Source organism: Segatella salivae F0493 (assembly GCF_000477535.1).
Taxonomy (GTDB): domain Bacteria; phylum Bacteroidota; class Bacteroidia; order Bacteroidales; family Bacteroidaceae; genus Prevotella; species Prevotella salivae.
Genome location: NZ_AWGW01000025.1, coordinates 81,195 through 96,390, shown reverse-complemented (window position 1 = coordinate 96,390; position 15,196 = coordinate 81,195). Strand labels below are relative to the sequence as shown.

The window sequence follows — 15,196 nt, the reverse complement described above, 5'->3', positions numbered from 1 at the left end:
AGGCTTTTTTATCATTTATGGACAAGAAATTATACATCGAAACCTATGGCTGTCAGATGAATGTAGCCGATAGTGAGGTCGTCGCTTCAGTCATGAAGATGGCCGGATACGACGTATGTGAGAACGAAGAAGAGGCAGATGCCATCTTTCTTAATACTTGCAGTGTACGCGAAAATGCCGAAAACAAGATATACAATCGACTTGATACACTGCATGCCGAGCAAAAGAAAGGACGTCAACTCATCCTTGGTGTGCTCGGCTGTATGGCCGAACGAGTGAAAGACGACCTTATAAAGAACCACCACGCAAGCCTTGTTTGTGGTCCTGATTCCTATCTAAACTTGCCAACAATGATAGCAGAATGCGAGCTTGGTCATGCCGCAGTAGACACCGATCTCTCTACAACAGAGACCTATCGTGACGTGCTTCCGCAACGCATTGGAGGCAATCGGGTGAGCGGTTTCGTTAGTATCATGCGCGGATGTAACAACTTTTGCCACTATTGTATCGTGCCTTATACACGCGGAAGAGAGCGTAGTCGTGATGTGGAAAGCATCTTGGCAGAGGTCAAAGACTTGCATGACAAAGGGTTTAAAGAGGTTACTTTGCTTGGCCAGAACGTCAATTCGTATGGTCTTTTGCCGAATGGTAAGCGCCCCGAAAACGGCACTTCGTTTGCCGAACTGCTTCGAAAGGTGGCGCAAAGTGTGCCTGATATGCGTGTGAGATTCACCACTTCGAATCCTGAAGACATGTCAGAAGACATCCTACATGCTATTGCCGACGAGCCAAACCTTTGCAAACACATTCACTTTCCCGCTCAAAGTGGCAGCAATAAGATACTGAAACTGATGAACAGAAAGTACACACGGGAGGACTATCTCGATAAAGTTGCTGCCATAAAACGCATCATTCCAGACTGTGGTTTGACTACCGATATCTTCGTTGGCTATCATAATGAGACGGAAGAAGACCAAGAACAGACGCTATCTTTAGTCAAAGAGGTAGGTTATGACAGTGCTTTCATGTTCAAATATAGTGAACGTCCCGGCACCTATGCAGCCAAACATCTGGCCGACAACGTGCCCGAAGAGGTGAAGATTGCCCGACTCAATCAGCTCATTCATTTGCAAACAGCCATCAGTGCCGAACAAAACAAGAAGGATGAAGGCCGAGAATTTGTGATTCTTACAGAGAGATTCAGTAAGAAAGACCGTCATCATCTCATGGGAAGAACCGAACAAAACAAGGCCGTTATTATCGAAAAAGGCAATCACCACATAGGCGAGTTTATCAAAGTGCGTATCACTGGTTCGACGAGTGCAACGCTCTTTGGCGAAGAAATCAAATAAATCAAGACCGAAAACGTATGAAAGAGTTCTTGCAAGTGCTTCGACGCTTCGTTCCACCTTATAAGAAATATCTCGTGTGGAGCATCATATTCAACATCCTTTCAGCGGTGTTGAACATCTTTTCTTTCATGACTTTGATTCCTATTTTGCAGATTTTGTTCAAGACAAGTGACGTTAAACCTGTCACGAAACTCATCACATGGGACAATGTTCATAGTTTAGAAAGCTTCGTAGATCTGTTGGTTAACAATGCCAACTACTACATTCAGCACTATATTTTCACGTTAGGTCCGGCCAACACCTTATTGATAATAGGTCTGCTTTTGGCTTTTATGACCATGTTGAAAACAGGAGCTTACTTTCTCTCTTCAGCCACAATCATTCCTATTCGCACAGGAGTTGTGCGCGACATCCGCAACCAACTCTACCAGAAAATCAATGCATTGTCGCTCGGTTTCTTTAGCGAAGAGCGCAAAGGTGACATCATTGCCCGCATGAGTGGCGATGTTCAAGAGATTGAAAGCTCTATCATGGCGAGCTTAGACATGCTTTTCAAGAACCCAATTCTCATCATTAGCTACTTTGCAGCCTTAGTGATCACATCGTGGCAACTTACACTTTTCACGATAATCTTTGTGCCAATCTTCGGTTGGTTCATGGGAATCGTTGGGCGAAAGCTCAAGGCTCAAAGCATAGAAGCCCAGAGTTTATGGAGTGATACGATGAGTCAGGTGGAAGAAACACTTGGTGGTCTGCGCATCATTAAAGCCTTTTGTGCAGAAAAACTGATGAATGAAAGGTTTGATAAAGTAAATAGTTGCTACCGAAAGAATGTCATGCGAGTGAACATTCGCCAACAAATGGCCCACCCAATGAGTGAGTTTCTTGGCACGGTTATGATTATTATAGTGCTTTGGGTGGGTGGAATGCTCGTGTTAAACAACCATACTTTGACCGGCCCTAAGTTCATTTATTATCTTGTAATGCTCTATTCTATCATCAATCCCCTAAAAGAATTCTCAAAGGCGGGCTACAATATACCGAAAGGATTGGCCAGTATGGAGCGCGTAGATAAGATACTTAAAGCCGAGATTAGCATCAAAGAGAGTGCTCATCCAAAGTCAATCGTTGCCTTTGAACACGACATAGAGTTCCGTCATGTGTCATTCAAATATGAACAAAAATGGGTGCTTCGCGACATCAACCTTACGATTCCGAAAGGCAAGATGGTTGCACTCGTTGGTCAAAGTGGCTCAGGAAAGTCCACACTTGTAGACCTTATTCCTCGTTATTACGATGTACAAGAGGGAGAAATACTTATTGATGGTATCAACATTAAAGACTTAAAGATTCATGATTTGCGTCGCCTCATCGGCAATGTAAACCAAGAAGCCATCCTGTTTAACGACACTTTCAAGAACAATATCAAGTTCGGCACCTCGGAAGCTACCGATGAACAAGTGGCTGAAGCGGCTCGAATTGCGAACGCTTTTGACTTTATTATGCAGAGTGAAAAGGGCTTCAACACGAGCATAGGTGACCGTGGTGGTAGGCTATCGGGAGGCCAACGGCAGCGTGTTAGCATAGCGCGTGCCATCTTAAAGAACCCACCTATCCTTATACTTGATGAGGCAACGTCGGCTCTCGACACTGAAAGTGAACGGTTAGTACAGGATGCTTTGGCGAAATTAATGAAGACTCGAACGACCATTGCGGTAGCCCATAGACTATCAACCATACGTAATGCCGACGAGATTTGCGTGCTCCATGAAGGCCGAATCATTGAACGTGGCACACATGATGAACTCATTGGCAATAACGGATACTACAAAAAGCTGCACGAAATGCAACAAGTGTAAACTAAAGAAAGGATGGAATAGCATGAAACGCCTATTAAAATCATCATTCGGTTCGCCCATAGCATTGCTTGTTAACTTGCTATTGGCCTACCTCATCTACCTTCTTGCACGCGTCACTTACGTGTTTGTGAACTACAGTTACTTTGCCGAAGGAATCAAACTCAGCACTATCGGTCCCTGGATTAAAGGCAGTTTGATGTTTGATACCACGGCAATTCTCTACACAAACAGCCTTTACATGGTTCTCATGCTCATTCCTTTTTGGCGCAAAGAAAACCCGATTTATCACCGCATCTGCAAGTGGTTGTTTGTTGTTGTCAATGCCTTTGCGTTAGCCATCAACCTTGCTGACGCTGTCTACTTCCCCTTTACACTGCGCCGAACGACAACAAGCGTGTTCAGAGAGTTTGGTAATGAGAATAACATTACAGGCATTATCCTTCATAATACGCTGACCCACTGGTATCTTTTACTTATCTTTGGACTCATCGTTTGGGCCATCTGGAAATGTTATGTCATGCCACACACCGACTATCGTGACTATAAGCGTCCGAAGGAAAGATGGGCTTTCACACTCAAACTCCTTGTATGCTTCGTGTTAGCAGGCATAGTTACCGTGGCAGGATGCCGCGGAGGACTTCAATCTGGCGTGCGACCCATCACCATAAGCAATGCAAATCAGTTTGTAGAACGACCCACTGACTGCGCTGTTGTGCTTAATACGCCGTTCGCATTAATACGTACTATTGGCAAATCCGACTTCGAAATACCTCGTTATTACACATCACTCAATGAGGCCGATAAAGTCTATTCGCCCGTTCACTTCAATGTTCCGAAGGGACAAATCAAGAAGAAGAATATCGTGATTCTCATCGTTGAGAGTTTCGGAAGAGAATATATCGGTGGCTTTAACAAGGACTTTTTCGATGGAAAATATAAGGGATATACGCCTAATGTAGACCGATTGATTGAGAAAAGTCTTGTTTATCGCTATTCATTTTGCAATGGAAGAAAGAGCATTGATGGTATGCCTTCCATCCTTTGTAGCATTCCTCGATTCGGTGAACCTTTTATTCTTACGCCCGCTTCAATGAATGATTACACCGGCTTACCAGGCCTTTTAAGCCATTGGGGCTATCAAACGGCCTTCTTCCATGGGGCAAACCGTGGTTCAATGGGCTTTTTGGCATTCTCTAAAAAGATTGGATTCCAAAACTATTATGGCCGCCAAGACTATGATGAAGACCCTCGTTTTGGTGGCGATAAGGACTTCGATGGCAACTGGGGAATATGGGATGAGCCCTTCCTTCAATACTATTGTGCGAAGATGGGCGAGCTAAAAGAGCCATTCATGACGGCACTTTTCACCGTGTCGAGCCACGACCCATTCGTTGTTCCCAGTAAATATAAGAACGTTTACAAGGAAGAACACCTTCCCATTCAGAAGTGCATACGCTACACCGACATGGCCATTGGAAAGTTCTTTGCCTCAGCAAGCAAACAGAAATGGTTCAAAAACACGATCTTTGTGCTTACCAGTGACCACACAAATCAAAGTGATCATGCACAATATAAAACCGATATAGGCGGCTTTTGCTCACCTATTATTATATATGATCCGTCAGGTGACATCATGCCTCAACGTGTAAATGGCATCGCACAACAAATAGATATCATGCCAACGCTACTCAATTATATAGGTTATCAGCGTCCATACATGGCCTTTGGTGCCGACCTTCTTGGCACGCCTGCAAGCGAAACGTGGGCTGTAAACTATCTAAATGGCATCTATCAATACGTGAAATATGGTTATGTTTTGCAGTGGGATGGCAAACAAACCAAAGCCATTTACAAACTCACCGACCTGCTTATGGAGCATAATCTCGTAGGAAAAGTGAAAGAACAACACCAGATGGAGACCGAGCTTAAGGCCATTATCTATCAATATATGTACCGAATGGTGAAGGATAAACTCAAAGTTCAGCCCCAAACAAAATGAAGAAAGCACTGTTATATATAGCTTATACCCTCGCTTATGGCTTTTGGTGGGTGATGTCTTTGTTGCCCTTATGGGTGCTTTATCGCCTTTCCGACCTACTCTATTACGTCATAACCTATGTTGTTCGCTATCGACATGACGTGATTTGGAACAATCTTTCCACCTCGTTTCCAGAGAAATCAGAGGCCGAACTGCGTGAGATTGAGCACCAATTCTACCATTGGTTCTGCGACTATCTTGTCGAAACAGTCAAGCTTATGTCTATAAGTAAACGACAACTCATGCAGAGAATGACGTTCACGGGTATGGAACAGATTCATGAAATCCTCTCCGAAGGCCAATCGATAGGCGTATATCTCGGACACTTAGGTAACTGGGAATGGATTACTTCGCTTCCCTATTGGACATCAAACGGCCTTTGTTGTCAGCTCTATCACCCTCTTGAAAACGAATATTTCGACCATTTGTTTAAGTATGTACGCGAACTTCACGGCGCCTTATGCATCCCCATGCAAGAGTCTTTGCGTAAGATTATCACGCTTTCTCGCGAAGGAAAGCCGCTCATTGTTGGCTATATATCCGATCAAGTGCCACTATGGTGGAACATACATCATTGGGTTGACTTCTTAAACCACGACACTCCAGTGCTCACCGGAGCCGAACGAATTGTCAAACACACTGGACAGGCCTTCTTTTATGGCCATGTTACACGCGTGAAAAGAGGCCATTATAACTGCGAAATGCGTCTCATCAGTCGCAACACCAAAGAGATGGCCGACTTTGAAATAACAGATCTCTACTATAAAGAATTGGAAAGGTCTATTAAAAACCAGCCCGAACTCTACTTATGGAGCCACAATCGCTGGAAAAGAACACGCGAAGAATTTAATAAAAACTGGGAAGTGAAGAATGGAAAGGTTGTGAAACGCAAAAAGGAACAGCCTCAACCGCAAGGCTAAACCCTGCTACTCGTTGTTTACTTCTCGTCAAAAGTCAAGATCTATTCACCTATAACACATGATCATCATGATGATTCCACGCAAACTTTACTATATGTTGCACAGCGGAAAGAACTCAAAGCTGCGCTATTATCTCACGTCTTATCTTTGGATTCTGACGCCCCACTGCCTGCTATCCCTATTTCGCAAGATGGTGCTTTCAAAGGTTTCACAACGCGACGACTGGGAAGAGATTTCGCAACGCGTGGACTATTACAACAAGCTTCAACGTTCAACCATCGACCATTCTGCCTTTCAACAGCAGGCCATCTGCCTCGCAAAGCAAAAGAAAACAGGGCAATCGGTTTACTATCTTGACTCATTTCGCTATGCAAAGGCCTTTCCTTTGAACAACAAATGGAAGTTGCTTCCTGGTGACATCACCGATATTCCGGAGGTTCCTTCAATTGTAAAGAGCCGACCAATTGATGCAAACAATGCCAACGCTGTACTGATGAAACTCGACCGTGTGCGTCATTTCCTCTTCGTAAACGACCCACTTCGCTTCACCGAAAAAGCCAATAAAGTGGTCTTTCGAGGCTTGATTGGCCAGTTCGATAGCAACACTTTAAAACAGAACCGCTATGATTTCGTCAAGAAATTCTTCGGTAATCCACGCTTCAATATCGGTGTTATCGACAAGCATTTAACGGAATGGTACACCGAGAAAATGACCATTCGGGAGCATCTCGACTATAAGTTTATCATGGCCTTAGAGGGTAATGATGTGGCAAGCAACCTCAAATGGATTATGTCTTCAAATTCAATCGCCGTCATGCCACGCCCAAAGTATGAAACATGGTTTATGGAAGGAACGCTCATTCCCAATTATCATTACATAGAAGTAAAGCCTGATTACAGCGACTTAGAGGACAGAATAGACTATTATATAAGTCATCCCGACGAGGCACAAGCCATCATCAATCATGCTCATGAACATGTAAACAGGTTTAGAAATGCCCATCGTGAATGCATCATTTCACTGCTTGTGTTAGATAAATATTTCCGAATGACCTCCCAAAAGGCGTCTTCTGAAACTTGAAGATAAGGTCACTTAAACCTCAATCAGTGCGAAATAATTTATATAAAACTCTTAAAACCATTATAAAATGAAAGAACAAAAAGGAAGAATTTCAGACGAAGAAACCAAAAAACTGCAAGCCTGCATCCTTGAACTTATGGTGAATATCGACCGCGTTTGCCGTGAACACCATCTGCGTTACTATCTTTTAGCAGGCACAATGCTGGGTGCTGTGCGCCACAAAGGCTTTGTTCCATGGGATGACGACGCAGACATTGCCCTGCCAAGAAAGGACTATAACATCCTCATTGCACATGCCAACGAGTGGTTACCCAAGCATATCGAGCTCGTCAGTGGCATTCAAAACCCACATTACCCCTATGCCTTTGCACGCATTCAAGACGCAAACACCACTTATATTCTGCGCAGAAGCTTCAACTTTATAGGCGGATTGCCCGTGGATATCTTTCCACTTGACGGCATGACTACAAACCCATTGAAACGCAAGTGGCATTATATGAGATATGATTTCTATGTGAGATTGATGTATTATAACCTACGCGATCCTTACAAACATGGGCGTGGTCTCGACTGCCTTTTCATCAAAATGTGTCACAAACTGCTCTCTTCGGCGTGGTTACATCGCAAACTTGACAAGATACAAAGCGAGTATGACTTCGACCATTCAACGCTCGTGGCCGACCATGACAACGCTCCTGAGCGCGGAATCTTACCGCGTGAGGTCTATGGAGAGCCTACCCCCATCTCGTTTGAAGGCCATAGTTTCATGGGCGTTGCTAAGCCCGATGCTTATCTAAAGTATTGCTATGGCAACTACATGCAGTTGCCTGACGAAATGCCTCCACAGAATTTCAGATACCTCGACTTGCAAATGCCCTATCGCACTTATTTGAAGCAGCAGGCAAACCAAAAGTAAGGATTTCTAAAGACGACTGAAAGCATTTCATCAACCCATTCATTTTGCGCGATGAAATACTACAAATTGGCGTGTGATATGACTCAAATCACACGCCAATTTGACGTGAATTATGAGACGCCTTTTACCTACTTACATCTCCAATTCTACATTATCAATCGGTAATTAATCTTTCTTCTTGATGCGACCAAACGTTTTGATGCTTGTGTATTGACGCCAAAGATTGAGTTTTCGCTTCTTAGGCACCCCGTGTCTGCGGATAAAATCGCGTGCACCTTCAAGCATTCTGTGGGCCACTTTACCATCGGTATAGGGGTCGTAATTGTCAATCACCCACCTGCGAAGACGCACATAGTCCTCATTTTCCACGACATCTTCCACGGCATCGCATAGGAGATTAGGGTCTGTTATGTTCTTCCAATAGATGTCTTTCGATATGGCATTGAGCGTCACCACAGGCTTATCGAGCAACAAGAACTCATAAATTGTTGACGAAGTATCGCTAATCATCACATCAGCCATCAGCATATATTTCGTCACACTGTAGTCATCGACATACACAATATTGTCATATTGTGCCGCCAAAGCCTTGTATTCATCCACCCATTCCTGACGAGTCAGCGGATGAAACTTCATCAACAGCAACACATCCTTTTGCTTACTAAGCTTCACTAAGTTATCTTTGATGAGCGGAAGTGACGTGAGTTTTGGCGAAAACGTAGGTGCATAGAGCACAATTTGCTGCTTTCCATACTGCTTTAACAGCTGTTCGCGCTCCTGATTAAAGTCATTTCGGTGTTCAGCTATCCAGTCTTGGCGTGGCCAACCCGTTTCCAACACTTCAAAATCTCCGTATTTCAACGACAACTCCTTAAACTTTTTAGTGAAGTAAGGGCCTTGCGTGAAGTAACAATCAAAGTATCTTCGGATAATCCAGTGGTCTTTTTTCTCAGCTGCATAGCCATGAAAGATTTGTATTTTCACACCAGAAAGGTAGTAGGGAACAATGTTTCCAGGCACGAAGATGGCTTCGGGCATAAAGTCATAAGTCTCTTGCATGCTCGCCGTCCAACGCACTTCATGCTTCAAAGGAAAGTCAGGAATCTTCTTTTCATGCACATACCACAGCACCTCATTCCCTCCTTCGCGGTCTGCTTCCAATTGAATGGGATGCAAAATATCTATGGCATACTTATTCTCGCAAAACAAAACGATTCTCATATTGAATGTAATAATTTTGAGTAAAGGTAAGGATAAATAACGAATTTCTGCCTTTATAACGAATTATTTTTATTATTTTTGTATGTAAATAGGTTATAATAGTATTATTAATAATGCAAGATCAGGACATAATGTTAAACTTCACCGTTGGTCCGGTGATGTCAAGTGAGGGCGTAAGAGCCATAGGTAGTGAGCAAGTTCCATACTTTCGAACTCCTGAATTCTCACAAGTGATGTTTGAAAACGAAGCCCTTATCAAGAAATTTGCTAAGGCTGACAAAGACGCAAGAGTCGTTTTTATTACTGGTTCGGGTTCAGCGGCAATGGAAGCAACCTTGATAAACACCTTCACTCCACAGGATAAGGTGCTTGTTATCAATGGAGGTAGCTTTGGAGAACGCTTTGTTCAGCTCTGCAAAGTACATCATATACCTTATACAGAGCTTGTACCTGAGTTTGGATATGACATCACCGATGAAATGCTTGCACCCTATGAGCAGCAAGGTTACACAGGTTTCTTGGTCAATGTAAACGAAACTTCCACAGGCGTTCACTACAATATAGAACGCATTAGCGCCTTTTGTAAGCGCAATAATCTGTTTCTTGTTGTCGACGCTATAAGCTCTTTTCTCGCCGATGCGTTTGATATGGAAGCCTTAGGTGCCGATGTAATGATCACAGGTTCACAGAAAGCGTTGGCTTGTCCACCGGGAATCTCAATCATAACCCTATCGTCTCGTGGCGTAGAACGTGTTTATCAACACGATGCCGGCTGTATGTATTTCGACTTAAAAGATGCATTAAAGAACGGAGAACGAGGCCAAACACCCTTCACTCCGGCTGTAGGCATCCTCAGACAAATCAATAAACGACTGCACGAAATCAATGAAGCGGGAGGCGAAGAAGCCGAAAGAGGTAAGATAAAAGCACTTGCAGATGACTTCCGTCAGCGTGTAAAGGCGTTGCCTTTTGACTTTGTTTCTCACTCACCGGGTAACGCAGTAACTCCTCTTCACCCTCGAAACGTGTCTGCTTACGATGTGTTTACGACATTGAAAGACGAATATCACATTTGGATTTGCCCCAATGGAGGCGATATGCGGGATAGAATCTTCCGCGTAGGTCATATTGGTGCACTGACCATTGAAGACAATACACGTCTGCTTGAGGCCTTGAAAGATATGCAGAAACGCGGACTTCTATAAACTATTACATGAAAAAAGTTATCACTTATGGCACTTATGACCTCATACATAAAGGTCATATTCGACTCTTAGAGCGTGCAAAGGCATTGGGAGATTACCTTGTTGTCGGTGTAACGGCAGACAATTTCGACCGCGCCCGAGGTAAGATTAACGTGCAACAATCACTCATTGAGCGCATAGAAAACGTCAGACAAACTGGTCTTGCCGATGAAATCATCGTCGAAGAATATGAGGGTCAGAAGATTGATGACATCAAACGATTGGGTATAGACATCTTTACGGTGGGGTCAGATTGGAAAGGTCACTTCGACTATCTTAACGAATACTGTAAGGTTGTCTATTTAGATAGAACGCAAGGCATATCAAGTTCGGAGCTAAGAGCAGAGAAATGTGATATTCACTTGGGGCTCATCGGTGAGTCGCCCATATTGAATAAGATTGTAAGAGAAGCCAATTATGTAAACGGACTACATGTTTCGGGCATCTATTCGCGTTCACATTTCAAGCTCAACAGCAGCATAAAAGATATTCCTTCGTATGAAACCATCGACGAATTACTTGACAATTGCAATGCCGTATACATCATTTCAAGTCCTGTTTCACATTATGAAGACATCAAAAAAGCTTTGAATCATGGGCTGAATGTACTTTGTGAGTCACCCATAACGATTGATCTTGTGCAATATGAAGAACTCCGTGAGCTGGCCAAACAGCACGGATGTATCCTCGCCGACGCACTGAAAACAGCCTATTCTATGGCGTATTATCGGCTGATTTTATTGGCAAAAACCGGTGTTATCGGCGATATTGTCTCGGTAGATGCCACATGTACGAGCCTTTCTAATGTGCAAAAAGAGTGGAATAGCATATGCGCCTGGGGACCAACTGCCCTACTTCCCATCTTCCAATTACTCGGAACAGATTATCATCAACGTCAAATTGTAACACGACTTGATGATGATAAGAACCTATTTGATGCCTTTACAAAGATATCTTTCACGTATAATCATGCCGTGGCCTCTATGAAAGTAGGGCAAGGAGTGAAGTCAGAAGGTGAGTTGATTATATCGGGAACAGAAGGTTATCTCTATGTACCTTCACCATGGTGGAAAACAGATTATTTTGAAATCAGAAAAGAAAATCCCGCCAACAACAAGCGCTATTTCTATCAACTCGATGGCGAAGGTATCCGCTATGAACTTGTTTCGTTTGTTAAATCCATTCAAACACAACGCCCATATAACTATATTGATACCGCCGTTTCAAAGGCTATTGTGAAAACTATCAAAGACTTTTATGCACAAAAAGATGTCATTCTCATTTAATTGTCATTGATATTGCATAACAACGCCCAATAGTTAATCCTACAAACTATTGGGCGTTATGCCTTTAAAGCGCTGCCAATAGCATGTCACTCTTTGTTAAATAGGCCTCATGAAAAGCCATAAATTAAGATAAATAATAGGATTCGTACCCTCTTTGACAATTATAAAAGGGTCTATTTTGAGCGATAAGATAACACGCATAACGTGTAAGCATGAAGTCAGATACTTCTCTTTTTCCACCTTTTCCTATTGATATCATTTTCGTGACCTCACGAAAATGATCATCAACACTGATATTCTGCGACTTACATGAATCCATTGCACGATGTATAGCGACCAGAAAGTTCTCCCAACGGGCATAACCTAATATACTTTGTAGCTCGCGTGCAAACCACACTTCGATTTGTTCTTTGGCATCATCGCTTTCAATATACTGAACAATGCTATCGAAAGAGGCCTTATATTGCATAATAATCTTTTTATCCATTGCCTTTTGATATCGCTTAATTTATATAGATTGATTTATTTTAATGATTCTATTTTCTCCTTAAAATGAAGCCAATCGCATGTCACCCTTTGTTAAATAGGCCTCATGAAAAGCCAAAGCAGAAGATAAACAATGGGGTTCGTGCCCGCAACCCGCTTTGCGTAGATACTCACGTAACAACGGACGATAGTCTGGATGCGCACAGTTTTCAATGATTTCTATAGCTCTTCGCTGCGGCCCTTTACCGCGAAGATCAGCTACTCCTTGTTCCGTCACAATCACATCTACGTCATGTTCCGTTGAGTCTACATGGCTACACATTGGTACAATCGTACTGATTCGGCCATCTTTTGTTGTACTTGGCATCGTGAAGATACTCAAATAACCATTACGTTCATAGTCACATGAGCCTCCAATGCCATTCATCAGCTGACTACCACACACATGACTGGAGTTCTCATGACCGTAAATGTCACACTCCATGGCTGTATTCATGGCAATAACTCCAAGCCGTCGTATCACCTCGGGTGAGTTACTGATCTCACTTGGGCGTATAACCACGTGACGATAAAAGAAGTCCATGTTACTATAAATATCCATAAGAGTCTCATTTGTCACTGTTAATGACGAACAACTCGCATCTATAATCTTCCCGTTTTTCATGTGTTTAATCACCGCATCCTGTACAACTTCGGTATAAACAGAGAAATTTGGAATGCCAGGATGATGCCCCAAAGCCTCTAAAACGGCATTACTGATGACACCAACACCACTCTGTACGGGGAGAAACTCTTTCGGAAGAAGACCTCGTTTCAGGTCGGAAACCAAAAAATCTGCCACAAAATTTCCCATCCTACTCGTCACTTCATCAACGGGTTTGAAGGATCTTGCCTCCTCAGGAATACAACATTCCACCACACCCACAATCTTATGACCGTCTATTTCGACAAATTCTTTTCCTATTCTATCGGTTACTTGATTGATCAATATCGGCAAACGATGAGGACAACGAGCCGGTTCGTAGACATCATGCAACAGGCGTGACTGCAAACTATGAAACGTATTGAGTTCTAAAATCACATGTTTGGCCATGCGAACAATCGTTGGAACCACGCCACCTGCACTCGTAAGATAGCCTCGACACGTACTTCCGGCCTGCATAAATCCGCTTACTTCAATGATAGCCCAATCGATTTCACCATAGAAACCACGGCGAAGTCGCTCGGCAACATGGCCTAAATGCATATCTTCAAAGTCTATTTCACCGGCATTTACGTGCTCTCTAAAGTCCTTGTTTGTTGAGAATGGCGTGCGAAACTTAATGGCGTTAGCAGCTGCCATGTCGCCTTCTACACTCTGACCCGTAGAGGCTCCCGTGATGATTCCAACCTTAAAGGGGCGTCCTTCGGCATGTTCGTGCAAGGCACGCTTAGAGAGTTCGCGAAAAACGGCTTTGGCAACACCATTCGGAGTGAAGCCCGATAGCGCCACAGTTTCATCATTTTGAATCATGGCCGCAGCTTCTGCAGCTGTCAATTTTGCATATATCATAAGCTTATTAAAGTTAAATATAATCGTGTTTTCTATGTTTTTTAAGGCCCAAAACCCGTTAGCAACAAGTCCTTTCACAGCCAAAAAGTTTTCCAAGCAGGTGTAAGCACGTACACATTAAAGTGAACTTCCAAAACATGGGCTATCAATGCAGTCTGCAAACAATATTCCATGCGTTTCCACCTCATTCTAAAAAGGTGGGTGATTCATGTCTCAAATATAGGTGAAATAATTGATATTCAGTGCAAAAAAGATGTTAAAAAAGTAGAGTTCTCATCCTTTTTGTTTGGTGGGGGAAGGAAAACAAAGCCTCACCCCCAGCCCCTCCCCGAAGAGGGAGGGGAGTGGTTAGTCGTGGAAATGGAAGGTATTATTTTAAGGTTAATTGGGGTTGGTGATATTGTTACTAATGAAGGGTAAAATGATTTGCGTCATTTCATCGTGTAAAATACGGCAAAACACATCGCCATTTGACGCAAATTAGCGCGTGAAATGGTACAAATTGTGACATAATATATTTAATGTTGAATTATGCCACGATACATATTGTTTCACAAATTATTTGAATTAGTGTCATAGATAATGTTTATTTCCACGTGACAAGCCACTGAATCATGTTGTAAGACAAAAGAAATCGTATAGGAAAATGCACGTTTCAACGCCGTAGGTGTTGCGTTTTTGATAGCCCAGGGTTGCCAAACGATAGTGTAGGCTACCCTGGGTTAGCGTATGTTGTGTGGGAAACAACGCCATAGGTGTTGCGCTTTTTTGGATTAATCCGCCATAAAAGGTTTCATTGTTAGCGTGACTTCACAGAAAAAGCTCAACACCTATGGCGTTGAATCTCCTTGCGAACGTTGACCCGGGGTAGGCTCGTTCCTCGCCAACCCCGGGCTATCAAAAGAACAACTCGTACCGAGTTGCATGGTGAGCGCATTCATAATGTGGGGAGGTTTCTCTGGGATATTGGTATAATACCCACGACATTGCATTGTTGTAACATTCACAATGGCGGATGTATTCTTTGGGATATTGGCATAATACCTGCGGCGTTGCATCGTTGTAACATTCACAATGGTGAATACATCCATTGTAATATTGCCACAACACCCACGGCGTTGAACAATCACAACATTCACAATAACGGACACATTCATTCAAACATTGCCACAACGCTTATGGTGTTGCTAAATTGATAAATACAAAACTTGCATGTTTTGCGCGGGAAACGGCGAATGAGA

General features: G+C 43.1%; 13 protein-coding genes and 1 pseudogene. 9 read left to right on the top strand and 5 right to left on the bottom strand.

What is annotated here, in order from left to right; all coding sequences use genetic code 11:
- Positions 1–17: 17 nt before the first annotated feature.
- The 6 genes from miaB to HMPREF9145_RS08020 all read left to right on the top strand — a co-directional run bounded on the left by miaB (position 18) and on the right by HMPREF9145_RS08020 (position 8,166).
- Positions 18–1,352, top strand: coding sequence for a tRNA (N6-isopentenyl adenosine(37)-C2)-methylthiotransferase MiaB (gene miaB / locus HMPREF9145_RS08045; RefSeq protein WP_021825973.1), 1,335 nt, complete (start codon positions 18–20; stop codon positions 1,350–1,352).
- 17 nt (positions 1,353–1,369) lie between these two features.
- The gene (locus HMPREF9145_RS08040; RefSeq protein ID WP_021825913.1) at positions 1,370–3,211 is read left to right on the top strand and encodes an ABC transporter ATP-binding protein; all 1,842 of its coding nucleotides are present in this window, start codon (positions 1,370–1,372) and stop codon (positions 3,209–3,211) included.
- A gap of 22 nt (positions 3,212–3,233) precedes the next feature.
- Positions 3,234–5,210 carry an LTA synthase family protein gene (locus HMPREF9145_RS08035; protein ID WP_021825829.1) on the top strand — a complete coding sequence of 659 codons (1,977 nt, stop codon included), beginning with the start codon at positions 3,234–3,236 and terminating at the stop codon, positions 5,208–5,210.
- Positions 5,207–6,169, top strand: coding sequence for a lysophospholipid acyltransferase family protein (locus tag HMPREF9145_RS08030; RefSeq protein WP_021825800.1), 963 nt, complete (start codon positions 5,207–5,209; stop codon positions 6,167–6,169). Before HMPREF9145_RS08035 ends, HMPREF9145_RS08030 begins: the two co-directional genes overlap by 4 nt.
- Before the next feature lie 67 nt (positions 6,170–6,236).
- A complete protein-coding gene (locus tag HMPREF9145_RS08025) occupies positions 6,237–7,250 on the top strand; it encodes a glycosyl transferase family 90 (protein WP_021825802.1) in 1,014 nt (337 codons plus the stop codon).
- A gap of 67 nt (positions 7,251–7,317) precedes the next feature.
- Positions 7,318–8,166: a LicD family protein gene (locus HMPREF9145_RS08020; RefSeq protein WP_021825995.1), complete on the top strand. Its 849-nt coding sequence runs from the start codon at positions 7,318–7,320 to the stop codon at positions 8,164–8,166.
- Between the two features lie 165 nt (positions 8,167–8,331).
- Here the strand turns inward: HMPREF9145_RS08020 and HMPREF9145_RS08015 are convergent, their stop codons facing one another.
- Positions 8,332–9,387 carry a CDP-glycerol glycerophosphotransferase family protein gene (locus HMPREF9145_RS08015; RefSeq protein WP_021825856.1) on the bottom strand — a complete coding sequence of 352 codons (1,056 nt, stop codon included), beginning with the start codon at positions 9,385–9,387 and terminating at the stop codon, positions 8,332–8,334.
- 110 nt (positions 9,388–9,497) lie between these two features.
- On the opposite strand from HMPREF9145_RS08015, the gene HMPREF9145_RS08010 reads away from it, so the two are divergent.
- Positions 9,498–10,592 (top strand): pyridoxal-phosphate-dependent aminotransferase family protein, encoded by a 1,095-nt coding sequence (locus HMPREF9145_RS08010; RefSeq protein WP_036907088.1) that lies wholly within the window; start codon positions 9,498–9,500, stop codon positions 10,590–10,592.
- Positions 10,593–10,600: 8 nt separating this feature from the next.
- Positions 10,601–11,917: an adenylyltransferase/cytidyltransferase family protein gene (locus HMPREF9145_RS08005; RefSeq protein WP_021825952.1), complete on the top strand. Its 1,317-nt coding sequence runs from the start codon at positions 10,601–10,603 to the stop codon at positions 11,915–11,917.
- Between the two features lie 175 nt (positions 11,918–12,092).
- On the opposite strand, the pseudogene HMPREF9145_RS08000 reads toward HMPREF9145_RS08005, so the two are convergent.
- Together HMPREF9145_RS08000 and HMPREF9145_RS07995 are read right to left on the bottom strand one after the other, a co-directional pair.
- Positions 12,093–12,404: pseudogene (locus HMPREF9145_RS08000) on the bottom strand (BRO family protein); the annotation flags it as partial.
- Positions 12,405–12,464: 60 nt separating this feature from the next.
- Entirely contained in the window at positions 12,465–13,955 is a 1,491-nt protein-coding gene (locus tag HMPREF9145_RS07995; protein WP_036907151.1) for an acetyl-CoA hydrolase/transferase C-terminal domain-containing protein, read from the bottom strand.
- Between the two features lie 201 nt (positions 13,956–14,156).
- Between HMPREF9145_RS07995 and HMPREF9145_RS07990 the strand changes: the two genes are divergently transcribed.
- The gene (locus HMPREF9145_RS07990) at positions 14,157–14,375 is read left to right on the top strand and encodes a hypothetical protein (RefSeq protein WP_196809756.1); all 219 of its coding nucleotides are present in this window, start codon (positions 14,157–14,159) and stop codon (positions 14,373–14,375) included.
- 192 nt (positions 14,376–14,567) lie between these two features.
- On the opposite strand, the gene HMPREF9145_RS13730 is transcribed toward HMPREF9145_RS07990, so the two are convergent.
- Positions 14,568–14,708, bottom strand: a complete 141-nt coding sequence (locus HMPREF9145_RS13730) for a hypothetical protein (protein WP_196809755.1) — start codon at positions 14,706–14,708, stop codon at positions 14,568–14,570.
- Positions 14,709–14,785: 77 nt separating this feature from the next.
- Positions 14,786–15,112 (bottom strand): hypothetical protein, encoded by a 327-nt coding sequence (locus HMPREF9145_RS07985; protein ID WP_021825839.1) that lies wholly within the window; start codon positions 15,110–15,112, stop codon positions 14,786–14,788.
- Positions 15,113–15,196: the final 84 nt, after the last annotated feature.

Bases quoted from the DNA above. Each gene is read 5' to 3' on its own strand.
- HMPREF9145_RS08020 (WP_021825995.1), top strand. From the start codon at position 7,318: ATGAAAGAACAAAAAGGAAGAATTTCAGACGAAGAAACCAAAAAACTG.
- miaB (WP_021825973.1), top strand. From the start codon at position 18: ATGGACAAGAAATTATACATCGAAACCTATGGCTGTCAGATGAATGTA.
- HMPREF9145_RS13730 (WP_196809755.1), bottom strand. From the start codon at position 14,708: ATGGCGTTGTTTCCCACACAACATACGCTAACCCAGGGTAGCCTACAC.
- HMPREF9145_RS07985 (WP_021825839.1), bottom strand. From the start codon at position 15,112: ATGAATGTGTCCGTTATTGTGAATGTTGTGATTGTTCAACGCCGTGGG.
- HMPREF9145_RS08030 (WP_021825800.1), top strand. From the start codon at position 5,207: ATGAAGAAAGCACTGTTATATATAGCTTATACCCTCGCTTATGGCTTT.
- HMPREF9145_RS08015 (WP_021825856.1), bottom strand. From the start codon at position 9,387: ATGAGAATCGTTTTGTTTTGCGAGAATAAGTATGCCATAGATATTTTG.
- HMPREF9145_RS07995 (WP_036907151.1), bottom strand. From the start codon at position 13,955: ATGATATATGCAAAATTGACAGCTGCAGAAGCTGCGGCCATGATTCAA.
- HMPREF9145_RS08025 (WP_021825802.1), top strand. From the start codon at position 6,237: ATGATGATTCCACGCAAACTTTACTATATGTTGCACAGCGGAAAGAAC.
- HMPREF9145_RS08005 (WP_021825952.1), top strand. From the start codon at position 10,601: ATGAAAAAAGTTATCACTTATGGCACTTATGACCTCATACATAAAGGT.
- HMPREF9145_RS08040 (WP_021825913.1), top strand. From the start codon at position 1,370: ATGAAAGAGTTCTTGCAAGTGCTTCGACGCTTCGTTCCACCTTATAAG.
- HMPREF9145_RS08035 (WP_021825829.1), top strand. From the start codon at position 3,234: ATGAAACGCCTATTAAAATCATCATTCGGTTCGCCCATAGCATTGCTT.